The organism is Arcobacter denitrificans (SeqCode) (genome assembly GCF_048571185.1).
GTDB classification, from domain to species: Bacteria; Campylobacterota; Campylobacteria; order Campylobacterales; family Arcobacteraceae; genus Arcobacter; species Arcobacter denitrificans.
The window spans coordinates 1,106,872-1,130,118 of record NZ_CP182350.1; the positions used below are offsets into that span (position 1 = coordinate 1,106,872).

At 28.2% G+C, this 23,247-nt stretch carries 23 protein-coding genes and 1 pseudogene; 6 read left to right on the forward strand and 18 right to left on the reverse strand.

Translation table 11 applies throughout. From position 1 onward, the window contains the following. Nucleotides 1-10: 10 nt before the first annotated feature. Nucleotides 11-1,444 carry a rhamnan synthesis F family protein gene (locus ACNI28_RS05520; RefSeq protein WP_419766223.1) on the forward strand — a complete coding sequence of 478 codons (1,434 nt, stop codon included), beginning with the start codon at nucleotides 11-13 and terminating at the stop codon, nucleotides 1,442-1,444. Between the two features lie 11 nt (nucleotides 1,445-1,455). Here the strand turns inward: ACNI28_RS05520 and ACNI28_RS05525 are convergent, their stop codons facing one another. The 14 genes and pseudogenes from ACNI28_RS05525 to pseB all read right to left on the reverse strand — a co-directional run bounded on the left by ACNI28_RS05525 (nucleotide 1,456) and on the right by pseB (nucleotide 14,392). Further along, nucleotides 1,456-2,982: a rhamnan synthesis F family protein gene (locus tag ACNI28_RS05525; protein ID WP_419766224.1), complete on the reverse strand. Its 1,527-nt coding sequence runs from the start codon at nucleotides 2,980-2,982 to the stop codon at nucleotides 1,456-1,458. Nucleotides 2,983-2,997: 15 nt separating this feature from the next. Then, nucleotides 2,998-4,458, reverse strand: coding sequence for a CDP-glycerol glycerophosphotransferase family protein (locus tag ACNI28_RS05530; RefSeq protein WP_419766225.1), 1,461 nt, complete (start codon nucleotides 4,456-4,458; stop codon nucleotides 2,998-3,000). Continuing rightward, complete coding sequence (locus ACNI28_RS05535) at nucleotides 4,451-5,887, reverse strand: CDP-glycerol glycerophosphotransferase family protein (protein WP_419766226.1); 1,437 nt, start codon at nucleotides 5,885-5,887, stop codon at nucleotides 4,451-4,453. The genes ACNI28_RS05530 and ACNI28_RS05535 overlap by 8 nt, the downstream gene beginning before the upstream one ends. An 8-nt stretch (nucleotides 5,888-5,895) precedes the next feature. Next, nucleotides 5,896-6,312 carry a glycerol-3-phosphate cytidylyltransferase gene (gene tagD, locus ACNI28_RS05540; RefSeq protein WP_419766227.1) on the reverse strand — a complete coding sequence of 139 codons (417 nt, stop codon included), beginning with the start codon at nucleotides 6,310-6,312 and terminating at the stop codon, nucleotides 5,896-5,898. Further along, nucleotides 6,312-7,655: an ANL family adenylate-forming protein gene (locus ACNI28_RS05545; protein ID WP_419766228.1), complete on the reverse strand. Its 1,344-nt coding sequence runs from the start codon at nucleotides 7,653-7,655 to the stop codon at nucleotides 6,312-6,314. The genes tagD and ACNI28_RS05545 overlap by 1 nt, the downstream gene beginning before the upstream one ends. After that, complete coding sequence (locus ACNI28_RS05550; RefSeq protein WP_419766229.1) at nucleotides 7,655-8,356, reverse strand: SDR family NAD(P)-dependent oxidoreductase; 702 nt, start codon at nucleotides 8,354-8,356, stop codon at nucleotides 7,655-7,657. The genes ACNI28_RS05545 and ACNI28_RS05550 overlap by 1 nt, the downstream gene beginning before the upstream one ends. After that, nucleotides 8,356-8,643, reverse strand: a complete 288-nt coding sequence (locus ACNI28_RS05555; protein WP_419766230.1) for a hypothetical protein — start codon at nucleotides 8,641-8,643, stop codon at nucleotides 8,356-8,358. Before ACNI28_RS05555 ends, ACNI28_RS05550 begins: the two co-directional genes overlap by 1 nt. A gap of 8 nt (nucleotides 8,644-8,651) precedes the next feature. Beyond that, nucleotides 8,652-9,674: a pseudaminic acid synthase gene (gene pseI, locus ACNI28_RS05560; protein ID WP_419766231.1), complete on the reverse strand. Its 1,023-nt coding sequence runs from the start codon at nucleotides 9,672-9,674 to the stop codon at nucleotides 8,652-8,654. Further along, nucleotides 9,671-10,228, reverse strand: a complete 558-nt coding sequence (locus ACNI28_RS05565) for a hypothetical protein (RefSeq protein WP_419766232.1) — start codon at nucleotides 10,226-10,228, stop codon at nucleotides 9,671-9,673. Before ACNI28_RS05565 ends, pseI begins: the two co-directional genes overlap by 4 nt. Next, nucleotides 10,225-11,133, reverse strand: a complete 909-nt coding sequence (pseG, locus tag ACNI28_RS05570) for a UDP-2,4-diacetamido-2,4,6-trideoxy-beta-L-altropyranose hydrolase (protein WP_419766233.1) — start codon at nucleotides 11,131-11,133, stop codon at nucleotides 10,225-10,227. The genes ACNI28_RS05565 and pseG overlap by 4 nt, the downstream gene beginning before the upstream one ends. Beyond that, nucleotides 11,123-11,608: a type II toxin-antitoxin system PemK/MazF family toxin gene (locus tag ACNI28_RS05575; protein WP_419766453.1), complete on the reverse strand. Its 486-nt coding sequence runs from the start codon at nucleotides 11,606-11,608 to the stop codon at nucleotides 11,123-11,125. The genes pseG and ACNI28_RS05575 overlap by 11 nt, the downstream gene beginning before the upstream one ends. After that, nucleotides 11,588-12,271, reverse strand: a pseudogene (gene pseF / locus ACNI28_RS05580) (pseudaminic acid cytidylyltransferase); the annotation flags it as partial. The gene ACNI28_RS05575 and the pseudogene pseF, both read right to left, overlap by 21 nt. Next, entirely contained in the window at nucleotides 12,264-13,394 is a 1,131-nt protein-coding gene (pseC, locus tag ACNI28_RS05585; protein WP_419766234.1) for a UDP-4-amino-4,6-dideoxy-N-acetyl-beta-L-altrosamine transaminase, read from the reverse strand. The gene pseC and the pseudogene pseF, both read right to left, overlap by 8 nt. A 5-nt stretch (nucleotides 13,395-13,399) precedes the next feature. Next, complete coding sequence (pseB, locus tag ACNI28_RS05590) at nucleotides 13,400-14,392, reverse strand: UDP-N-acetylglucosamine 4,6-dehydratase (inverting) (protein WP_419766235.1); 993 nt, start codon at nucleotides 14,390-14,392, stop codon at nucleotides 13,400-13,402. A 105-nt stretch (nucleotides 14,393-14,497) separates the two neighbouring features. Here pseB and ACNI28_RS05595 point away from each other — a divergent pair, with 105 nt between their 5' ends. From ACNI28_RS05595 to ACNI28_RS05615, 5 genes are all read left to right on the forward strand, one after another. Continuing rightward, nucleotides 14,498-14,710 (forward strand): hypothetical protein, encoded by a 213-nt coding sequence (locus ACNI28_RS05595; RefSeq protein WP_419766236.1) that lies wholly within the window; start codon nucleotides 14,498-14,500, stop codon nucleotides 14,708-14,710. 86 nt (nucleotides 14,711-14,796) lie between these two features. Then, nucleotides 14,797-15,837 carry a recombinase RecA gene (gene recA, locus ACNI28_RS05600; protein ID WP_419766237.1) on the forward strand — a complete coding sequence of 347 codons (1,041 nt, stop codon included), beginning with the start codon at nucleotides 14,797-14,799 and terminating at the stop codon, nucleotides 15,835-15,837. A 156-nt stretch (nucleotides 15,838-15,993) separates the two neighbouring features. After that, nucleotides 15,994-17,271, forward strand: coding sequence for a phosphopyruvate hydratase (gene eno / locus ACNI28_RS05605; protein ID WP_419766238.1), 1,278 nt, complete (start codon nucleotides 15,994-15,996; stop codon nucleotides 17,269-17,271). A gap of 9 nt (nucleotides 17,272-17,280) precedes the next feature. Beyond that, a complete protein-coding gene (locus ACNI28_RS05610; protein WP_419766239.1) occupies nucleotides 17,281-17,538 on the forward strand; it encodes a septum formation initiator in 258 nt (85 codons plus the stop codon). Beyond that, complete coding sequence (locus ACNI28_RS05615; RefSeq protein WP_419766240.1) at nucleotides 17,535-18,332, forward strand: hypothetical protein; 798 nt, start codon at nucleotides 17,535-17,537, stop codon at nucleotides 18,330-18,332. The genes ACNI28_RS05610 and ACNI28_RS05615 overlap by 4 nt, the downstream gene beginning before the upstream one ends. On the opposite strand, the gene ACNI28_RS05620 is transcribed toward ACNI28_RS05615, so the two are convergent. From ACNI28_RS05620 to topA, 4 genes are read right to left on the reverse strand one after another with little or no spacing between them, the layout of a single operon-like run. Beyond that, nucleotides 18,294-19,466, reverse strand: a complete 1,173-nt coding sequence (locus ACNI28_RS05620; RefSeq protein WP_419766241.1) for a cation:proton antiporter — start codon at nucleotides 19,464-19,466, stop codon at nucleotides 18,294-18,296. The two genes, ACNI28_RS05615 and ACNI28_RS05620, sit on opposite strands and share 39 nt — an antisense overlap. A gap of 14 nt (nucleotides 19,467-19,480) precedes the next feature. Beyond that, complete coding sequence (locus ACNI28_RS05625) at nucleotides 19,481-20,341, reverse strand: biotin synthase (protein ID WP_419766242.1); 861 nt, start codon at nucleotides 20,339-20,341, stop codon at nucleotides 19,481-19,483. Continuing rightward, the gene (locus ACNI28_RS05630) at nucleotides 20,331-20,843 is read right to left on the reverse strand and encodes a metallophosphoesterase family protein (protein ID WP_419766243.1); all 513 of its coding nucleotides are present in this window, start codon (nucleotides 20,841-20,843) and stop codon (nucleotides 20,331-20,333) included. Before ACNI28_RS05630 ends, ACNI28_RS05625 begins: the two co-directional genes overlap by 11 nt. Before the next feature lie 2 nt (nucleotides 20,844-20,845). Continuing rightward, the gene (gene topA, locus ACNI28_RS05635; protein ID WP_419766244.1) at nucleotides 20,846-23,227 is read right to left on the reverse strand and encodes a type I DNA topoisomerase; all 2,382 of its coding nucleotides are present in this window, start codon (nucleotides 23,225-23,227) and stop codon (nucleotides 20,846-20,848) included. Between the last annotated feature and the right edge of the window lie 20 nt (nucleotides 23,228-23,247).

Here is a 23,247-nt window from a genome sequence, read left to right on the forward strand (position 1 = left end):
AAGTAATCCTATGAATAATCGACTAAAGAATAAGTTTCAGATAAGAAAAATACGGTACATTAGAAATAGTAGTTTTAATAAATTAACCTTATTTTCACATTTTGATATACATAATAGAATAGATGAATACGTTATTGAATATTTAAAATCACTAAATAAATTTGGTTTTGATATAGTTTTTATAACCACCTCAGATACTTTGTCAATGATTGAAATAAATAAGATTAAAAAATATATTAATATATTAATTATAAAAGAAAATATTGGATATGATTTTGCAGCATGGCAATGTGGATTAAATATTGTAAATAATTACAAAAAGTATGATACCATATTACATGTAAACGATAGCATAATATTTCCTATCTCTAATCCAAGTAGATTATTTAAAAATGCCTCAAAGTATGATTTTTATGGGCTAACAAGTTCAATACAAAAAGGTTTTCATATACAAAGTTTTTTTTTATTTTTTAATAAAAGGTTAATAAATAGTAAATTATACAAAAAATTTTGGGAAGACATTGATTTTACCTTAGATAAACGACAAATAATAGATAATTATGAAATAGGATTGACAAAATTAATCCAAAAACATAATTATAAAGTTGGGGCATTAGTAAATCACAATGATATAAAACAATTAAATAATCACAACCCATATTGGTTTGCTTGGGATATAATTATAGACAAATTTAATGCTCCGTTTATAAAAAAAAACATGCTATTAAAAAGTCATTCTGAATACAAAGAAGAGACTAAGTTTTTAAAATATTTTATAAGTCAAGAGTATTTAAATAGAGTCGAAAACTATATTATAAAGTATGATAATAGTAATTCCAAAAGAATATTAGGAAACCTATCTAATGATTATGATATCTACCAGGTTTTAGAAAGAAAACTAGAAAATATACTTATAAAAGAGAACTCTAAAATATTACTTTATGGTTACGGAATATATGGAAAGGTGATTCACTCTATACTAAAAGACAAAATATCTCTAATAGTTGATAAAAAATATGGAGAAAAAGATATTGGCACAAGTGTACACAAAAATCAACTTTTTTCCACACTTAAAAATGATATTGATTATAATAAATTTGATTTAATTATATCCACTCCACTAAATGATAATTCTAATGTAGTAAACTTCTTCAAAAAAAGAATCGAACAAAAAGATAATATAGTCCCACTTAAAAATATTTTTAATAAAAAAGATTTAAATGATATTAAAATTATAGCAAAAGCTATATATCCAGATTATCAGAGGAAACTCCCTGATAGTAAAATTACTACAGTATTAAATTCTAATTACAAAAATATAATTAAATTTATAACTAATTATATTCATTTCCACAAACTATTAGAAAAGAATCAACTTGATATTAACTCTAAAAAGCTATCTTTAATATTATTAAAGAATAAAGGAAATACCTATATTTTATAATTTATTAAATTTTAATTAACATAAAAGGGAATAGTTGTACTATTCTTCATTGCCTTAGATTCTATAAAAAAAGAAAGTCTATTTCTTTTAATGGTTTTAGTAACAGTATAATTTTCAACAGGATTTAAATTATTCTGTTTCATGTATTCATTACAATATTTTAAAATAATAGAAGAAGAATTATACAAAGAAATTTTAGCATATTTTTTTAAATTAAGAAAATGAATATACTTTAATGTTCTAGCAAAAGATGTAATATTATTAGAAAATTTTAAGGAGGACCCCTCAATATGAAGAGATGGATTAATAATTCTACTATCATAAATTTTTTTATTATTTAATTCTTTTTGAATTTCTTTCTCTCTTCCAAATGCACATAAAATAATTTCATCAAAATCAATATTATCAATTAAATCAGGATGAACAATATCAACAGATAATCCATATCTTTTTTGAAATTCATTCACTTTATTAAAATTTGAATCAATTATTCCAACAACATTTTCCTTTAATACGGAATGAACAAACTGTCCTACTACACCATACCCATAAATAATAAACTTTTTTTTATGTTTTAAACTTTCAGTAGTATATAAAAAAGTATTTAAATTTTTATAAAAATTGATACTATTATTATCATTTAGAGTTTTCACAAATCTTTCTATATTATTACTAATTAAAATTTTATTATAATCTGTAAATTTATTTATACACTCTTCCCAATACTGGGTACCTATATTATAATCTTTATGTCCATAGCAAAGTATGTTTTTTTTAATAAATGGAGCTTTAAAGTGTTCAATAATAATTTCCCAAAAACTATGAAAAGGAGTACTTTGATATAATCCAGTATAATCATATTCATTAAAATTTAAAGCTGCATAATCCAGTAATTCTTGCATAGATATATATGAAGATATAGTAAAGTTATTCTTTTTTACAAGAGAAGTAAATTCAACTTCATATGTTTTTATTAGATCAATTTTATTCTCTATTTTTTTACATTCATTCCAAAATTTATTATAAAAAACACTTTTAATTATTTTTTCATTAAAAACCCAAAAAAAACTTTCTATGTGATGTTTAAAAGTAAAACTATCACATATACCCCAAAAATCTACACTCTTTTTTTTCATCGTTTCGAACATTCCTAAAGGATTAGTTAATGGGAAAAAGATACTATCATTAATATGCAGAATCATTTTATATTTTGTATAATAATCAACTTCACTTAAACCTATTTTCCAAGAAATAAAATCATACCCTACATTCTTTTTTATAACTATCTTTTTTAAATATTTACTAATTTTACTTAATTCTTCAAAACCAATTTTTTCAGAAGTTGTTACAAAAACTATATCAAACTCTAATTCAAATAATTTTTGTATACAAAAAATTACATATTCATCTATTATATGTTCTGCATCAAAATGAGAAAATAAACAAAGCTTAGAAAAATCATTATCTATTCTACAAGTTTTACTATATAATATACTTTCACGTTCTTCATTTGTTAATTTAATCTTTTTTGCACTCATTTTTTACCTATATTTTTAATTTATATTATTTTTATTGATTATTGAATCAGTAATTAATTTTGAGCTATTTCCATCTAGAATATCAAAAAAAATCTTTTTAATATTATCTCTACTTTTTTTGAATTTTTTATCGCTAAAACTTTCTAAAATTATATTTTTCAATTGTACATAATTTTCTACTTTCTCACCAGGAGTATACTCTTCAAAACTCAACATAAAATCACCATGTTCCACTAAATATATATCCTTATCATAAATAAAAAATAAAATAGGCTTATTTATTAATAAATAATCAAAATAAATTGAAGAATAATCAGTTATTAGTAGATCTGACAGTGATAATAATGGATAAATATCATCTGTTGTTGGATAAAATAGAACATTTTCTTGATATTTTTCTGAAAATTTATACTTTGTTTCATCAAATGTCGAGTCATAAAAACTATCATTTCTAGTAAAAGGATGTGATTTTATTATAAAGATGAAACCATTTTCTTTAGCAAAATCATTTAAATCATCTAAATCTATTGGATTTTTAATATGAGAGTATGGTCTCCAAGTAGGCATATAGACTACAACTCTTTTATCACAACTTTTAACAAACTCATATATACCTTTATGTGCCATAACTAAATCTCTATCATCCAAAACACCATTAACCAATATATCATTTCTTGGATATCCAGAATTAATTATACTCTTATAATCAAACAGTTTTGAAAAAGAGTACTCTGTAACAAAATCAGAGGTTGAAACCATCAGGTCGTATTTTACTTTTTTATAGTTTGCCATATGACCTAGCTTCTTTATGGTAATACCATGCCAGATTTGTACAGTAAATGAATTTGTTAGGCTAATTAATATTTCATCATGAATAGGTGAATGATCTAGAATCTTATACTTTGAGAATAAACTTTTTATTAGAAAAGAAAAAGAAGGATAAGTCACAACATCAAAACCATTTTTTTGGAAAACTTTACATTGCTTTTCATTACTTGTAGCAATACTTACTTTAAAATTTGTGTGATTTGAGATGTAAAGATATAGAGCTTTTATATTTATATCTATAAACTCGGGTGCCAATAAAAGTATATGATTATTTTTTTCAAATACATGCTTATAATCATGGAGTTTTTTTTGTAAATAAAGGGATAACTTTCTTTTTTTGTTATGAATAAATAAAGAGAGATAACTTACTTCCTCAAATTCTTCACTCTTATATTCAAAATGTTTTATCTTAGACCTTTTCAGTCCTTTACTACATAAATACTTATCTATTACTATTCCATGGTTAGGAGAAACTATATAGATGTAATCATAATCTTTCGATGATACATCATCTATTTTGTATATCCCTTCACCTTCTTTTGAACTATCTATATATCCTAAAAATTCACCATCATTTTTATTTCTAAGAGATTCATAAAGTGCTTTTGACATAGTTGAAGAAGGTGCAATATAATATCTTTTATTCATTATTTAACCTTTTCATTATCCTTGAGGATGAGTTCTCATCTTTATATGTAAAAAACTTATCTAATACAGTTTCTCGTTCATTTTTAAAGGTATCCTTACCTTTTAAAACTTCTTCTATCTGTTCATATAATCCATCTTCATTTTGAACTTTTTTACCAGGAGCACAAGTATCATAATCATAAACAAATCCATTCATATTTGATGAATATTCTTCATAATCATAATCAAAAAATATAATAGGCTTATCTAGAAGTAAAAAGTCAAAATAAATAGAGGAGTAGTCAGTGATTAATATATCTGCATATTTTAATAATGGATAAATATCTCCTTGAATACTATGAAATTTGATATTTGAATATTCATCAGAGTTTTTAATATCTTCATAAAATTGCATTACAAATGGATGAAATTTAACTATAAAATATGTATCAAGCTCTTTCATCTTTTTATTAAGTCGTTTAAAATCTATTGGAACTAAATTTTTATTTTGCCCTATTCCAGATGATGATTCTCTGTGTGTAGGCATATATACAATTGTTTTTTCTTTTTCTGATAACTCATATAACTCTTCATCACAAAATAATAAGTCAAGTTTACTATGGTCTTTTAAAAGCAAATCATTTCTAGGATAACCATAATCTGTATACTCTTTTGCTTGTATTACAGCAGACAAACTAGTATCGTTAACATACTTTGATGTCCCTACAAAATAATCATAAACATGTCCAACAAGCAAGTTCATTCTTTTAAGTGGTATCCCATGCCATATTTGTATGGTTTTTTGTTTTACACTTAAAAAAGGCAATAAATAATTTGAATTACCTTGGTCTTGAATCACCATCTTTGCACTTGCTAGATAAAAGAATGATGATAAGCTATTCAATCTCGCTACTGGAAGATTATTTTTCTTTAATATCTTATATTGTTCTTCATTATCGATTAGAAGCATTACATCTAATTTATTTTCAATACAATATACATAAAGTGCTTTATTATTAGTACTGATAAAAGACTTATTTAAAAAGACTATTTTTTTTCTATCTTTTTTATCAAAGTACTTTACTAACTTCTCAAAAATAAAAAACTTTATTTTTACTGGTATCTTTTTTATATTTTCTTTGAGAATATCTACATAATTAAAAAAAAGATATTTATTGTTTTTGATATCTACCTTTATTAATTTTTTTGCAGGTAAAAGCTTTTTATAATCTTTATAAATAGAGTCAAAATGATTTTGAGACAAAATCAAAATATAATCATACTCTTTTGAAACAATATCATTAAGTTTATATATTCCCTCATCCTCTTTTATTTTGTCAATAAAACCTAAAATATGAATATCTTTACATGAATTTTTCAACTCACTTTTAAACATAGTTGTTCTTGGAGTATGTGGAGCAATAAAAACTTTTTTATTATTTAGGTTCAAAAAATTTCCTATTTTTCATAAATATCTAAAAATTTATTTAACTCTAATTTTAATTGTGTTGTTGAAATATTTTCAGTTCTTGGTAAATATACAACTTCACAATGCTCTTTTAAAAAATCAAATTTACCTTCCCAGTCATTTCCCATAGCAAAAATATCAACATCATATTTTTCTATATCAGAAACCTTTTGTTCCCAGTTGTGCTCAGGTATCACCATATCTACACATTTTATATGCTCTACTATTAAAGCTCTTTGATCATAAGGTATAAGTGTCTTTTTACCTTTTATTTCGTTGAATTCATCACTTGAAACAGCTACTATTAACTTATTTCCCAAGTTTTTCAATCTATTTAAAAGTCTTAAATGACCAACATGAAACATATCAAAAGTCCCGTAAGTTAATACTATTTTCTCTTTTTTCATTATGGCTCTTTTCTTCTTATTTTTTTAAATCTATCAGAAAAATTAGTTTTCTCTACTAAATTTACTTTTGTAGGTATTTTATAGTTATCTAACTTTCCTTTACAAAAAGCTCTAACTAACTTTTTCAACTCTTTTTTATCAAGCTCTTTTGAACAAACCACATCACATACTACTGTTTGTCCTGTGATTGCATTTTGTTCACTATAAACCATACAATCATCTATTTCATTCATAGATAAAACAACTGATTCAACCTCAGCAGGTAGAACTTTTTCTCCACCTACATTGATTACCTCTTTACCTCTACCTATGATTTTTAGATAGCCATCTTCTAACTCTTCTACTAAATCGCCAGTTTTAAACCAACCATCATCTGTAAAAGAGTCCATGTTGGCATTTAAGTATCCTAAAACTTGTGTTTTACTTCTAAGCCAAAGTTCATTTTCTACTATTTTATACTCTTGATTATCATCTTCTAGTTTCATATACAAAGAATCAGATGACTTGGAACTTGTAGTGCTAATTCCTGTCTCACTTGTACCAAAGGTTTGTAGAAATTTTACTCTTGGAAATATCTCTTTTAGTTTTATCAGAAGAGATTCAGGCATAGCTTCTGTTCCATAAGTTATCATTCGAAGAGTTCGTAAGTTATAATTTAAGTATTCACCTGAGATTAAAATAAGGTTTAAAAATGTAGGACTAGAAGGCAACACCATGATTTTATAATCTTGGATAAGCTCACAAATTGTCTTAGCATCTCTATTTTTAGGAATGATTAAACAAGCACCCATTGAAAGTGCATTAAAAAGTGTATTTAAGCCACCTATATGATCAAACATAAGGAAAACTAACATATTCATAGCTTTTGCTCTTTTGTCTTTGTATGTCTCTATTAAATTATCAAGATTGTGTATCATAGCTTTTGGTTTACCAGTACTTCCACTTGAAAAAAGTACTAGCCCAGAGTTTTTATTTTTCTTTAGAGTTTTTATCATCTCGTGGGAATTATTTACAGCTAATTTATCTATTTTTATTTCACTATCTATTTTTATACTATATTCACAAAATGATTCTTCCATATACTTATTTTGCAGTTTTTCTAAACTTGTAGTAATGGGCACTATTATATTTTTATTATCATATAAAGCAAAAAACAAAGCTATATTTTCAAAGGAATAATCACCTAAAATAGCAACTACACTTGAAGCTTCTATTTTATCTTCTAATATCTTTTTATACTCAAAAATCTTTTCTAACAAATTTTCATAAGAGTAGCTTTTATTCTCAATTATAATGGCATCTAACTCTTTAAAAATAGAGAATTTATCAAATAAATAATTCATCAGTTAGAAACTCCACCAAGATATATTATCTGTCCAGTAATAAAGTCACTTTTTTTACTAATAAAAAAATCAATCACATTTTTTATATCATCAAAATGTCCAAATCTTTTTATAGCTTGTTTTGCCAAAAGTTCATCTATTTTCTCTTTTGGAACTGCTTTTATCAGGTCTGTTTGAACAGGAGTTGGTCCTATGGCATTTACTGTTATATTAAAAGCTGATAGCTCTTTTGCAGAGGTTTGTGTAAAGTTTTCTATTGCTGCTTTACTTGCAGCGTATATTGCCTCACCTTCAAGCCTAAGAGCACTTGCAACAGTTGTATAGTTTACTATTCTTCCATACTTTTGTTTCATCATCACTTTTGCAACTTGTCTTGTGAATATAAATGTTCCTAAAAAGTTTGTAGCAAATATCTTTTCTACACTTGATACAGAGGTTGTAAGAATATGATTCATAGATGCCATTCCAGCATTGTTTAATAAGATATCGATTTTAGCAAACTCTTTTTTTACAGCTCGAATCATCTTTATAACTGCTTTTTCATCATTTACTTCTAAAGAAAAGTGTCTATAGTTTTCATGCTTTATCGAAGTCTCACCTCTTGAGCAACCTATTACTATCTCACCATTTTCTAAATAATAGTTTGCTAAAGATTGCCCTATTCCTTTTGATGTTCCTGTTATAACTATGATTTGACTCATTACTCTTCCAAAAGTGATTTAATATAAATTGTTAGGCTCTCAACACTTCTAAAGGGAGAAGTCTTAGCACTCATTGCTTTTTCATCAGCTAAAACAATATCTTTATCAAATTCATCACTAATTCGCTCTTCCAAATCAGTAATAAAAGATACTAAAGCTAGGGAGTCCATGCCATTAGTTCCATAAAGTTTTGTTTTACTTGTAGGATTTTCAAAGTTTTCATTCTCTAGTTCATCATTTAATTCTACAAGTGTTTCACATATTATTTGCTCTATTTTCTCTACCATCTTCTCTCCTACTCTACTCTATCACCTAAAGTATAATCTTTTGTTGCCTTTGTTCCTATTATATCTTTTTTATATTTAGGATGTTTACCATACCCTGGTCTTACACTTTTTATATTCTCTTGTGAAAAAGTTTCGCCCTTTTTTATATCTTTACATACATATAAACTTCTACAAAATCTTCTTTGAGACTCTCTTTTTTCATCAAGTCTATAATCAACTCTTCCTAAAAGCTTTTCTGTATCTCTTATATCTTTTACCATTTTTGTGAATTCAACTTTATCCATTGAAAACTCACTATCAGGTCCTCCAATAGATTTATCCAAGATAAAATGTTTTTCTATAACTCTTGCTCCTAGTGTGACAGCAGCTATAGGAGCAGTACTTCCAATAGTATGGTCTGAAAACCCACTTATCACTCCAAATGTTTCAGCCATGTCAGGTATCATCTTTAAATTTGCCAACTCCATTGGTGCTGGATATGCACTTGTACATTTTAAAAGTATGATGTTTTTATTTCCAACACCTTTACAGATATTTACCACATCTTCTATCTCTTCATATGTAGCTATTCCTGTACTTATAATTATAGGTTTCATTTTAGAAGCTACATATTCCACAAGTTCATAATCAGTGATTTCAAAAGAGGCTATTTTATAAGCACTTGGATTAAACTGCTCTAAAAAATCAACAGAACTTTTATCAAAAGGAGTTGAAAATATATCTATATCAAGACTTCTTGCATAAGAAAAAAGTTCTTCATGCCACTCCCAAGGAGTATAAGCTTCTTCATAAAGTTCATAAAGACTCTTTCCATCCCATAAAGTTCCACCATCTATCATAAAGTCATCTTTTTTGCAATCTAAAGTTATGGTATCAGCTCTATAAGTTTGGATTTTAATAGCATCAGCTCCAGTTTCTTTTGCAGCTTTTATTGTATCAAGGGCAGTTTGTAAAGAGCCATTATGATTTGCACTAAGTTCTGCTACTATATATGTTTTATTTGTAGTAAAATCAAACTTCCCTATTTTCAAACTTCAACTCCCCCATAAGAAATCATCTCAAAATCAAACTTTTTAAACTGTCTCATCACTCTTTTTAAAAAGTGTTTTTCTTTTGCTTTTTCAAACTCTAAGTTATTCATCTTCATAGATATTATTTTATCACCATCTTTGAAAACTTTAAAGCCCAAGTTTTTATCATAAGATATTGTATTGATATTCTCTTTTTTAACATCTAAAAAAATCTCTTCTTTTTTATAAGTTTTAAAAATATACTCTAAAAAGTAAAGAGGAACTATGGATTTGATGATAATATTTGCTTCATCTAAAAAGAAGATTCCCCATTTAATATCTTTATTTATATCAAAGACATTGACCCCACCAATGATTTTATCATCAGATATTATGGCAAAAAACTTTTTATCACTATTCTTTAAACCCTTTACAAAACTTATATGATTTACAAACTTTATTATATTAGTATCTAAAGAGACTTCTCTTATATACTCTTTATTTCTTATGTTCAAAAGTTCTTTATGCTCTTCATTTGATAATAAAAGATAATCTTTTAGTACTACCTTATTCATATCTTTACCTCAAACTTTTCTAAAAAACTCTTTTTAGAAAACCTTTTCATACAAGCATATTTATTGTTCCTTAAATACTTCATCATAAATTTTTGATTTGTAGCTGTTTGTATGACTATAAACTCTTTATTTAAATATATTATTTCATGTAGTATTGTACTAGGACTTACTATTGCTAAATCTGTTTTATGAATTAGCTTAGCTACATTTTTACTATTTATTATCAGTTTTATATTTTCAAAACCTTTTATATAACTTTTTAGACTTTTTATATTTTTATTTGCTTTTGTTGTCAAAAGATAAATTTTTATATCTTTTTTCTTTTTTAAACTTTTTAAAACTTTTAAAGAAATATTATCAAAATCACTTCCACCAAAAGCTATTAATATTTTCTTATTTTTTGATTTATTTCTTCTTAGCTGCTCATAATATTTAAACTCTTCTCGTATTAAAATATATTTTTCACCACATCTTAACTCACAAGTATCTGGCACTAAATCCTTATACTTTTTTTCTTGTGCATAAATATTATGATTTAATAAAATATCACAATAGTGTTTTTCATAAGTATCATCAAAACTTAAAATTTTTAATTTTAAATTTTGAATCTTTAATTGTTTTTCAAAAATTTCATCAATACCATAATGGTCAATGATTAGAAAATCTATATTCAAACTTTTTATTAAATCATCTAATTCTTCTACATCATTTGAATTTAATATTTTTAAATTATAACCTGATTCTATAGCTTTACTATTTATATTTCCATCTAATTCCTGGCAAGCAAAAGTTATATTTGAGTTAGAATATTGTTTAACTAAAACCAAATCCCTCATAATATGTCCAATACCAATTTTAGATGAAGAATCAGCTCGAATAAGTATGTTTTTTATCTTATTTGACATTATACTCATCTTTTGCTAGAATACTTTTATATTTAGCCCTAGTTGGCCGATCCTCTTCTTTCGAAGAGGTAAACTTCATAAACTCTTGTAACTTTATATTTAAATTTCTTGTTGTATTTTTACTTATTTTACCACTATAATACTCTGTTCTTTTAATATCAAATATTCTCATTTGATTAAACATTGCCGTAGATTTTTTTCCTTGCTTATAACTAAATGAAAAATAATAAGAACCTTCTTTTTCTTTTGAAGTCAAAGGAATACCAATAAATGTTTGCTTACTTAATTTTTTATATACTAATACAGGTCTTAAAAATAAACTATCCTTTCCATAAGATTCAAAACCAATATTTTGGCCTATTGAAATAAAATATATCTCATTTTCTTTGAAATGTATTATTTCATCTTTTTTTTGAAGCTTTTTTTTTAAATTATTCCATTTATCATATATATCTTGATTTAAAACTTGATACAAATATTCAGTCCTCTCCCAATCTTCCAAAGTATCAATATCTTGAACTAAATGCCGAGGAAGAATAATAGGAATGGAATCTTTTCCAAACATCACATCACTTGACTTTTTATGTAGATTTTTCCAATAAAACTGTCCAGTATCTTGATAAGCTTCTTCTAAATCTTGACTTCGTTTAGAAAAGTTTTCAGGCCAAAACATCTCACATCTATCACTCTTGATTTTAAAAGTTCTCTGAATAGGGAAAGGCATAGAAGTAGCACTAAAGGAGTTAATAGCATCACTATTTTGAAGTTTTTCAAAACCTTCTTTTAAATATTTTACTTGAAGTAATGGAGCGGTGGCATAAATACTACAAACAAAATCATACTTTTCACCTTGAGCTTCTAAAAAAGACAAAGCATGGGATATAACAGCTCCTGTTCCTGTAAAGTCATCACTTAATTCTCGAGGTCTTATAAAAGGAGCTTCTGCACCATACTCTCTTGCTATTTTTGCTATTTCTTCATCATCTGTTGAAACAATAACTTTTTCAAATAACTTTGACGCTAAAGCAGTTTCAATTGTATATGAAATAAGAGGTTTACCAAAAAAATCTTTTATATTTTTTTTAGGAATTCTTTTACTACCACCACGAGCAGGTATTATACAAACACACTTAGACATCTAAAACCTCTAGAATTGAAGTAATCACATAATCTTGTTCTTCATTTGTCAAATTTACATAAAGAGGTAAAGAGATAGTCTCTTTATAATACTTATCCATAATAAAAGTTTTTTCTCCTCCATAACCTAAGTTTTGGTAATATGGTTGTTTATTAATTGGTATATAATGAAACTGTAAACCTATGTTTTTTTCTCTCATTTTAAGGACAAAATCTTTCTTATCAGTATCAAACTTATCAAAATCAATATTTACTACAAAAAGATGATAAGCAGACCCATGAGTAAAGTCATATATTGGTTTTATAAAATCATACTTTTTAAAAATCTCACAATATCTTTTTGCTAAAGTTCTTCTTTTTTCCAAAAAGTCATCTAATCTTTTTAATTGAGAGATGCCTAAAGCACAAGATATATCTGTAAGTCTATAATTAAAACCTAACTCAGCCATATCATAATGCCAAGGTGCAATATCAGGGTTTGCTTTCATTCCATGATTTCTCAAAACTAATAGTTTTTCATAAATCTCTTTAGAGTTTGTAGTTATAGCTCCACCCTCACCTGTGGTAAAACCTTTTACCGGATGAAAAGAGAAAGTTGAGATATCACTATTTACGCAAGATCCAGCCTTTACGCTATCATTAACTGCACCAATAGAGTGTGCACAGTCTTCTAATATTTTGATATCATATTTTTCTTTTAACTCTTTTAATCTTTTTTGATTAACATTATGTCCTGAAAAATGTACCACATAAATAGCTTTTATTGAGGTGTCTTTTTTTAGTTCTTCTTCACATAAATCTAAATCTATATTTCCATCTTCACAAATATCCACAAAAATTGGTTTTGCATTAACATAAAGAATCGAATTTGAGGTTGCTAAAAAGGAGTTTGGAGTTGTAAGAACTTTATCATCTTTGTCTAATAACACAAGAGAAGCCAAATGTAAAGCTGCAGTTCCATTAGATACAGATATACAATATTTAGCATTTGTATAATCACAAAGAGCCTCTTCAAACTCTTTTATTTTTGGTCCTGTAGTTAAATAATCACTTTTTAAAGTTTCAACTACTGCTTCTATATCTTCATTAGAAATATTTTGTTTACTATATGGAATAAAATTCATAAAATTTAAATCTTTTTTATTAAATTTAAAAATTCTTTTTCATCTAGCCATTCATCATTTTTAGTTGAATTATATTCAAACCCTTGCTCTACTTGAAGACCTTTTTCACCTAAGTTATTTTCATTATAATTTCGCACAGAATGGAATTTTATAGTTGGTCCTATTACAAAGTGGTCTTCAAACTCAATTGTAAGATGTGAGTCATCTGAGGGACACATTATTTCATGAAGTTTTTCACCAGGTCTAATTCCTACAATATCAAGGGGTAAGTTAGGAGCCATAGCCTTTGCCAAATCAACTATTTTCATAGATGGAATTTTTGGTACAAAGATCTCTCCACCTTTCATACGCTCAAAGTTTTTAAGGACAAAATCAACACCTTGTTCAAGGGTTATCATAAATCTTGTCATTTTTTCATCTGTTATTGGCAGAGATTTGGCACCACTTTTGATTAATTTTTCAAAATAAGGAACAACAGAACCTCGGCTGCCTAAAACATTTCCATATCTAACAACCGAAAAAGAGATATCTCTTTTACCTACAAGATTATTTGCTGCAACAAAAAGTTTATCGGATACTAATTTTGTAGCCCCATAAAGGTTAACGGGATTGGCTGCTTTATCAGTTGAGAGAGCTATTACTTTTTTAACTCTATTATCAATGGCAGCATCTATTACATTTTGTGCTCCATCAATATTTGTCTTTATACATTCCATTGGATTGTATTCAGCTATTGGCACATGTTTAAGGGCTGCTGCATGAATAACATAATCAACATCATTCATAGCTTTTTTAAGTCTATTGGCATCCCTTACATCTCCAATAAAGTATCTCATGCACTTATCATTGTAGTCTTGAGACATTTCGTACTGCTTGAGTTCATCTCTTGAAAATATTATAATTTTATTTGGTTTATACCTTTCAAGTATCATCTTAGTAAACTTTTTACCAAAACTTCCAGTTCCACCAGTAATTAAAATATTTTTCTCATTAAACATTTACAGCCCTTTATTATAATTGTTTTATTTTACCTAATATATTATTTAACTTTTATTTTAAGAGCAAATATGTAATAATTTAATAAATTAAAAATTAGGTATTTTATGTCAGAAAATTTTATTTCAGAAGATATTATAAAAATTCAGAAAAAACTTGCCAGCTTTGAAAAAGGTTCAAGAAACTATAAAAAATATACAAAAATACTTGCTAAACACATAAAGAAGTTCACTATGAAAAAGAGAGTTACTTCCCATATTAAAACAATTGAAACTGTTCAAAAAATTGATGAAGAGTTAAATAAAAAAAATCAAGAATAAAAACTATTACAAATTGCAATAGTTTTTCACGATTAAAACTATTTCTGATAAAATTATACAAAATTAACAACCAGTAGGAAAAAAATATGGATGAAAATCAAAAGAAATCACTAGATTTAGCTATAAAACAAATTGACAAGGCTTTTGGAAAAGGCTCACTTGTAAGACTTGGAGATAAAGAGACTATTCCAGTAGAATCTATTAGCACAGGTTCATTAGGACTTGATTTGGCATTAGGTGTTGGAGGATTACCAAAGGGAAGAGTAATAGAGATATATGGACCTGAGTCATCAGGTAAAACTACACTAACTTTACATGCAATAGCTGAAGCTCAAAGACAAGGTGGAGTTTGTGCATTTATTGATGCAGAGCATGCACTTGATGTAGTTTATGCTAAGAATTTAGGTGTTGATACAGATAACTTACTTGTATCTCAACCAGATTTTGGTGAACAAGCTTTAGAGATACTTGAAACTGTTATTAGAAGTGGAGCTGTTGATTTAATTGTTGTGGATTCAGTTGCAGCACTTACTCCAAAAGTAGAGATTGATGGGGATATGGATGACCAACAAGTTGGTGTTCAAGCAAGACTTATGAGTAAAGCTTTAAGAAAAATAACTGGTATTTTACACAAGATGAACTGTACTGTAATTTTTATCAACCAAATCAGAATGAAAATTGGTATGACAGGATATGGAAGTCCAGAAACTACTACAGGTGGGAATGCACTTAAATTTTACTCTTCTGTTAGACTTGATATTAGAAGAATAGCAACACTTAAACAAGCTGAAAACTCTATAGGAAATAGAGTAAAAGTAAAAGTTGTAAAAAATAAAGTAGCACCTCCATTTAAACAAGCAGAGTTTGACATCATGTTTGGAGAGGGTATCTCAAAAATGGGTGAACTTGTTGATTATGGGGTTAAACTTGATATCGTTGATAAAGCAGGCGCATGGTTTAGCTACAATGATAGTAAAATTGGTCAAGGAAAAGAGAATTCAAAAGTATTTTTAAGAGACAACCCTGAAATAGCCAAAGAAATTGAAGATAAAATTCTTGAAGCTATGGGTGTAAACGATACTGAACCATTTGAAGGTGATGAAACCTCAGAAGATGGTGAAGATTAATCTAAGAGACTTTCTCTTAGATTAGAATTTCAACTCTTACATAACTCATAATATACAACTACATTTAATAATCCCAAATACCTAAAACCATAAAAGAACTTTAAAATAATTTTTTAGATAAAATCTAAGAAATTTAAATATTTATAGGAGACCTACGTGGTATTTATTGATAACATTTATGCTGATGAAGTATTAGATTCAAGAGGAAATCCAACAGTTAGAGCAACAGTTATTTTAAGTGATGGTACAAAACAAAGTGCAATTGTTCCAAGTGGTGCAAGTACTGGTAAAAGAGAAGCTTTAGAATTAAGAGATGGAGATGACAGGTTTTTAGGAAAGGGTGTTTTAAAAGCAGTTGAAAATGTAAATACTGAAATTGCAAATGAGCTAATTGGCTTAAGCCCTTACAATCAAGCAGAAGTTGATGCAACTATGAAAGATATTGATGGAACTGCCAACTACTCAAATCTAGGTGCAAATGCTGTACTTGGGGTTTCTATGGCAGTAGCCCGAGCTGCAGCTGCATCTTTACAAATTCCATTATACAGATATCTTGGTGGTGCAAATGCAATGACTATGCCTGTACCTATGTTTAATATCATCAACGGTGGAGAGCACGCGAATAACTCAGTTGACTTTCAAGAGTATATGATTATGCCAATTGGTTTTGAAGACTTCAACGAAGGACTAAGAGCAACAGCTGAAATCTACCAAAACTTAAAAAAAGTAATTGATGAGATGGGTGAAAGTACAGCAGTTGGTGATGAGGGTGGGTTTGCTCCAAATTTAAAATCAAATGAAGAACCAATCCAAGTTATTATGACAGCGATTGAAAAAGCTGGATATAAAGCTGGTGAACAAATTGCAATAGCACTTGATGTTGCCGCATCTGAAATCATTAATGACAAAGGTCTTTATGTACTAAAATCAGAAAACAGAGAGTTAACTTCAAAAGAGTTAGTTGCTTATTATGCTGATCTTTGTGCAAAATATCCAATTGTATCTATTGAAGATGGTTTAAGTGAAGATGATTGGGATGGTTGGAAAATATTAACTGAAGAGTTAGGTTCAAAAGTACAGTTAGTAGGTGATGATTTATTTGTAACAAATGCAAATATCCTAGCAGAAGGTATTAAAAAAGGAATTGCAAACTCAATTTTAATCAAACCAAATCAAATTGGATCAATTAGTGAAACAATGCAAACAATTAGATTAGCACAAAGAAATAATTATAATTGTGTTATGTCACATAGATCAGGTGAATCAGAAGATGCCTTTATTGCAGACTTTGCAGTTGCATTAAACTGTGGACAAATCAAAACAGGAAGTACAGCTAGAAGTGATAGAATCGCTAAATATAATAGACTATTAGAAATTGGTTCTGAAATTGCTTATGCTGAATATTTAGGGAAACAACCTTTTTCTAAAAAATAGTATTATAATATGCAAAAGAAAAGTAAACGTTATGTAAATAAAGAGATAAAACGATTTACTGTAATAGCAATAATTTCTATTGCTATTACGCTTTTTCTAAGCTATCATGTGGCAAACTTACTCTTTGGAGTAAATTCTTTTGAGGTTTATAAATCACTAAAAGATAAGAAATCTTATTTAAGTAGTGAAATAAATAGACTTCAAGAGAGTAATGCGAGATTACAAAAAGAGTATTTTGAATTAAAAAATTTGGAGCCAGAAGAATGAAATCTTTACCTTTAATTGTTACATCACTACTTATAGTTGCTTCTTTACAAGCAAGAGAAAATCCGTTTATGCCAACAAAAGCATATGATGACGAAGTTGCAAGACTTATGGAAATAGACCAAAATTATCCTGCTGAGTTTATGGAAAAAAACCAAGACATTGAACTTGAAGATATGACTCCTATTTTACATGAGGGCGATGTAAATAAACCTTTACCATCTGCTGTTGCCAAGAGTGAAGAAGAGATGAAAAAAGAGCAGATGGAAAAAGAGGCTCAAATAAAAAAAGAAAAGATGCTTGAAGAGGCACTAAAAAAAGTTGAAGCTGCAAAAAAAGAAGCTGCAAAAGCAAAAATGGAAAAAGCCAAAGCTATGGCAAAAGCCAAAGAACTTGAAGAGAGAGGTCCTGTAATTTATGTAAAACCAAGACCTGAAGATATGACAGTTCAAGAAGAACCCAAAATGCAAGATGATATGCAAATGGAAGTTAAAAGTTTAAAAGTTTTACCATTTTTAACTGTTGAGTATTCAAATGATAAGATGACTTTAAATACAAAATATAAAATTATGAAAAAGTTTTATTTAGAAGATGAAAAAAAGCTAATTGTTGATTTTAAAGCAAATGTTTCATTTTTTACTAAAAAAATAGATTTAGACTCTGCAAACTTCAAGCAACTTGTAGCTGGAAATCATAAAGAAGAACAATTTTTCAGAGTAGTTGTTTTAGTAGAAGATATGCCTTCTACTTATGATATATCATTTGACGATGACTTGGTTTACATTGTTTCTAAATAAGAAATAAGTAAGAAGTTTTATTACTATCATTACAATTAGAACTTCTAAAATAGAAGCTAATATAAATGCATAGTAATAAAACTGAGTAATACTATGACTATGGTATGCCAATGTTGTAACTGCAATTAAAAGTGTAAGTGGCATTGAGTGAGATAGTCCAATTAGTAAAAATCTTCCACCCTTTAACTCTTTCATAAACAAAAATGATGCCACAAATCTAATAAAAATCATTGCTGCTACTATTGTAAGAGCTTTCATAAAAAGTCCATCATGAAATAGTGCCTCAATCTCAAAAGAAGCACCTACAGATATGAAGAATATTGGTACAAGCCAACCAAAACCAAAGTGTTCCAATTTAGTTGGAAGTGCTTTATTATGCTCAAAAAATGTCTTTATGAAAGTTCCTGCAATAAATGCTCCAAATGCAACTTCTAGTTTTAAATAAATCATAATAGTAATCAATAAAAAGAAAATAGCCATTGAAACTCTTATATCTTGTTCTTGATGATCATCATCTGGCATTAGATATCTTTTTATCTCAGGATACCACCATAATAAATTATGAAAGATTTTATAAACAACTAATAAAATTACCAAAAATCCAAAGAACAGCATCATCGTCTTACTGAACTCCCAACCAAAACCAAGCTCTAAGCCTGCTGAAACAGTTGTTAAAACTATAATAGAAACAATCTCTCCCACAAGACCTACAAGTATTGCCATAGAGACCCAGTCTTCATCACCATACTCTTTTTTCAAGGCTGCTAGCATGCCTATTGATATTAAGGGAAGAGTTACTACAAATATATTACTTAAGTCAAAATACCAAGCAATTAAAAAGGATAGAGAGAATAACACAGCATTATAAACAAGTGATTTTTTAAGAATAAAAGGGTCCGAATTAATTATCTTTTTCAAATCAACTTCAAGACCTGCTAAAAACATCAAATACAAAAATCCAAGCTCTGCAACAAGCTCTAAAATTGTATGCTCTACAATAAATGAAAAATATACAGCAATAGCACCTAATATAATTTCAACAGGAACCGTTGGTATTTTTGTAAATTTCGATACCAAAGGAGAGATAAATATTATTATCGAAATTGAAATTATTATTAGTATTTCTTCTGTCATGTATATGCCTGTGGCTAGTCTCTTTCTCTTTTAATTTTAAATCCTAGTTTTTCCAGCTCTTTCATATCTTCAATTGGGGATTTTCCTGGAGTTGTTAAATAATCCCCTATAACAAAGGCATTCGCACCTTTTTCAAAGATTTTGTATTCTTCTTCACCAAACATAAGTTCTCTTCCACCAGCAACCATGATTTTCATAGCATTTGGAACCATTTTTCTTGCTAAGGTAATTAACTCAAAAGCCTCTTCTCTTGTTACACTATTACTTACTATTGGCAAGGCCTCATTTGGGTGAAAAAAGTTTAAAGGTACATTCATAGGCTCTAAAGAAGCTATTGATTCAAGCATAGAGACTCTTTGTTCTTGAGTTTCACCCAAACCAAAGATTCCACCACACACAAGTCTTAAACCTACTTCTTTTACATTTTTACAAGTTTGATATCTCTCTTGCCAAGTATGGGTTGTAACAATCTCAGGATAAAAATCTTCTGCTGTTTCTAAGTTATGATTATAAGCATCAACACCTGCTTCTTTTAAAATTTGCAGTTGTTCAACACTTGCAGTTCCATTACAGGCAATTAATATAAGTCCTAAATTCTCTTTTTTTACAGCTTTTGCAGCTTCAACAACAAACTTCAATCTTTTGTCATCTAAACCTTTTCCTGCTGTTACTAAACAAAATCCATTGGCATTATTTGCCTTTGCTCTTTTTGCCTCTTCTACAACTTGCTCTATCTCTTTTCTTTTGTATCTTAATATATCTGCTTTATATTTTACACTTTGTGTACAAAATTTACAATCTTCATTACAAGTGCCACTTTCAATATTACAAATGGCACATAAAAATATTTCTTTATCTTTTTTATTATCGCTCATATTTTATCTCTTTTTTTAAAAATTCTTTTTCATTTATATTTTTTGAGTAATAGTTAATTATATACTCATTTGGGTTAATTTCCAACAATACACACTCGCTCAGAGGTTTTTCCCTAGCACATATTTCACCAGGATTTAAAAACAAAGTTCCCTCTTTATATTCACTTTCAAACTCATGGGTGTGTCCAAAAATGACAACATCACTATCGCCAGTCATATAAAAAGGAAGATGCATAAGTTTAAACTTTATATCTTCTATTTTAAAATAATATGGCTCATTTTCTATTTTAAATTCATTTGAAAGATGAACTAAAGAGTTATCATTATTTCCATATACACACACATAAGGTAAAGAAGAACTCTTTAAAAGTTCTAAGTTCTCACGCAAACACAAATCGCCAGCATGAATCAAATATTGTGCACCCTCTGATTTTAAAAAGTCAATAGCCTCTTTTGTTAAATCAACTTTTTTATGACTATCAGAAAGAACTGCTATTTTCAAGATTATTTCTCTTTTTTAGCAGTCGTTTTCTTAGTCGTGGTTTTTTTTGCAGGAGCTTTCTTTGCTGGTGTTTTTTTAGCTGCTATTTTTTTTGCTGGTGCTTTTTTAGCAGGAGCTCTTTTTGTATTTTTTGAATCGTTTTCTATAATACTTAAACAATCTTCTAACTCTAAAGACGATGCATCTTTACCTTTTGGTATCTTATAGTTTTTTCTACCTTGTTTTATATAAGGACCATATCTTCCATCAAGTACAAGAATTTTCTCTTTGTCAAAGCTCTTAATTGTTGCCTTTGCTTTCTCTTCATCAAGATGTTTTATTAACTCTAAAGCACGTGGCAGTTCTATTTTATATGGGTCATCTTCTTTTAGTGAATAATATTTTGTTTTTACTTGTAAATATGGACCAAATCTTCCAATATTTGCTTTTATATCTTCACCTTCAGCTGTTTGTCCAACAACCCTTGGAAGAGTAAACAAATACATAGCCTCATCCATAGTAATAGTATCCATATTCAAATGGTCTGGAATAGCTGCAAAAAGAGGTTTTTCTTCATCATCTTTTGTTCCAATTTGAATAAAAGGTCCAAATCTTCCTACTCTAGCACTCACAGGTTTTCCAGATTTTGGATCAGTTCCTATTTCTCTTATTTGTAAATAATCTTCTTTATTTACACTCTCTTCTTTTTCATCTATTGTTTTTTTGAAATCACCATAAAAGTCTTGCATAACTTGTTGCCAAGCGATTTTTCCATCTGCAATATCATCAAACTCTTCTTCAACTTTTGCAGTAAATCCTAAGTCTAAAATATGAGGGAAATGATCAGTTAAAAACGAGTTTACTATTTCACCTGTTGGAGTTGGTATTAACTTTTTATCTTCAGATTTTGTTATATATTCCCTTGCTTGAATAGTTGAGATTGTAGGAGCATAAGTAGATGGTCTTCCAATACCTTCACTCTCTAGTTTTTTTACTAATGAAGCTTCAGTATAACGTGCTGGTGGTTTTGTAAAGTTTTGTTCTAAATCAAGATTTTCTAAATCTAATTTTGTACCAACTTTTATAGTAGGAAGTATCTTTTCACTGCTATCAAGTGCAGATTCAGGATTATCACTACCTTCTGTATAAACTTTCATAAAACCAGGGAAAATAATTCTTTGACCCTTTACTTGAAACTCATACTCTTTATCTTTTCCTGCACTTATTTTATATGTAGTGTTTGCTATTTTTGCTGTTTGCATTTGAGTAGCAAGTGTTCTTTTCCAAATAAGACTGTAAAGTCTATACTGTGCATTATCAACATAAGCTTTTATCATGCTAGGTTTCAAACTTAAATCAACAGGTCTAATAGCTTCGTGAGCTTCTTGTGCCCCTTTTGCTTTTGATTTGTACACTCTTGGACTTTTTAAGCTGTATTCAGCTCCATACTCTTTTTCAATCACCTCTTTAGCTGCACTTGTTGCAACAGCTGAAAGATTTAAGGAGTCAGTTCTCATATATGTAATCAAACCACCTGTATGATTTGGAATATTTTGAATATTTCCTTCATATAATTGCTGTGCTACTACCATAGTTTGTTTTACTGAATATCCAAGTTTTCTACTAGCTTCTTGTTGAAGTGTTGATGTTGTAAAAGGAGCTGCAGGATTTCTCTTACTTTCACTCTCTTCTATATCATATAATTCAAAATCACCTTGATTTATAGAAGATTCAATCTCTTTTGCTTCTTGCTCATTTTTTATTTTTTTAGCTTTTCCATTGATTTTTGCAAGTTCTGTTTTTAATTCAGGATTTATAAAGTCTGCTTTTACTTTCCAAAACTCTTCTGGAACAAAAGCTCTAATCTCATTTTCTCTATCAACTATGATTCTAACAGCAACACTTTGAACTCTTCCAGCACTAAGTCCATATCTTACTTTTTTCCATAATAGTGGAGAAAGCTCATATCCAACTGCTCTATCAAGGATTCTTCTTGCTTGTTGTGCATCAACTAGATGTTGATTTACTTCTCTTGGATTTTCTAAGGCTTTTAAAATAGCACCCTTTGTAATCTCATGAAATACTATTCTTTTTAGTGGATTTTTTTCAACTTTAAGTGCTGGGATAAGATGCCATGCAATAGCTTCTCCCTCCCTATCCTCATCGGCTGCGAGGTAGATAGTTGTATCTTTTGTTATCTCTTTTTTCAAATCAGCAATTACTTTTCTTTTATCAGTGGAAATTAGATATTGGGGTTTGAAATTATCTGCTGGGTCAAAGCCTAATTTTGACTTTGGTAAATCTCTTACATGGCCCATTGATGCCATAACTTTATAATCTGATCCAAGGAATTTTGAAATTGTTTTTGCTTTTGCTGGTGACTCTACGATAACTAAATTTTTCACTATAAAAATAACCCCACTAA

Bases quoted from the DNA above. Each gene is read 5' to 3' on its own strand.
- ACNI28_RS05595 (WP_419766236.1), top strand. From the start codon at position 14,498: ATGTCAGAAAATTTTATTTCAGAAGATATTATAAAAATTCAGAAAAAA.
- ACNI28_RS05565 (WP_419766232.1), bottom strand. From the start codon at position 10,228: ATGAATAAGGTAGTACTAAAAGATTATCTTTTATTATCAAATGAAGAG.
- tagD (WP_419766227.1), bottom strand. From the start codon at position 6,312: ATGAAAAAAGAGAAAATAGTATTAACTTACGGGACTTTTGATATGTTT.
- ACNI28_RS05615 (WP_419766240.1), top strand. From the start codon at position 17,535: ATGAAATCTTTACCTTTAATTGTTACATCACTACTTATAGTTGCTTCT.
- pseB (WP_419766235.1), bottom strand. From the start codon at position 14,392: ATGTTTAATGAGAAAAATATTTTAATTACTGGTGGAACTGGAAGTTTT.
- ACNI28_RS05620 (WP_419766241.1), bottom strand. From the start codon at position 19,466: ATGACAGAAGAAATACTAATAATAATTTCAATTTCGATAATAATATTT.
- ACNI28_RS05545 (WP_419766228.1), bottom strand. From the start codon at position 7,655: ATGAATTATTTATTTGATAAATTCTCTATTTTTAAAGAGTTAGATGCC.
- ACNI28_RS05530 (WP_419766225.1), bottom strand. From the start codon at position 4,458: ATGAATAAAAGATATTATATTGCACCTTCTTCAACTATGTCAAAAGCA.
- ACNI28_RS05520 (WP_419766223.1), top strand. From the start codon at position 11: ATGAATAATCGACTAAAGAATAAGTTTCAGATAAGAAAAATACGGTAC.
- ACNI28_RS05610 (WP_419766239.1), top strand. From the start codon at position 17,281: ATGCAAAAGAAAAGTAAACGTTATGTAAATAAAGAGATAAAACGATTT.
- pseC (WP_419766234.1), bottom strand. From the start codon at position 13,394: ATGAATTTTATTCCATATAGTAAACAAAATATTTCTAATGAAGATATA.
- ACNI28_RS05625 (WP_419766242.1), bottom strand. From the start codon at position 20,341: ATGAGCGATAATAAAAAAGATAAAGAAATATTTTTATGTGCCATTTGT.
- recA (WP_419766237.1), top strand. From the start codon at position 14,797: ATGGATGAAAATCAAAAGAAATCACTAGATTTAGCTATAAAACAAATT.
- ACNI28_RS05555 (WP_419766230.1), bottom strand. From the start codon at position 8,643: ATGGTAGAGAAAATAGAGCAAATAATATGTGAAACACTTGTAGAATTA.
- pseG (WP_419766233.1), bottom strand. From the start codon at position 11,133: ATGTCAAATAAGATAAAAAACATACTTATTCGAGCTGATTCTTCATCT.
- ACNI28_RS05550 (WP_419766229.1), bottom strand. From the start codon at position 8,356: ATGAGTCAAATCATAGTTATAACAGGAACATCAAAAGGAATAGGGCAA.
- ACNI28_RS05525 (WP_419766224.1), bottom strand. From the start codon at position 2,982: ATGAGTGCAAAAAAGATTAAATTAACAAATGAAGAACGTGAAAGTATA.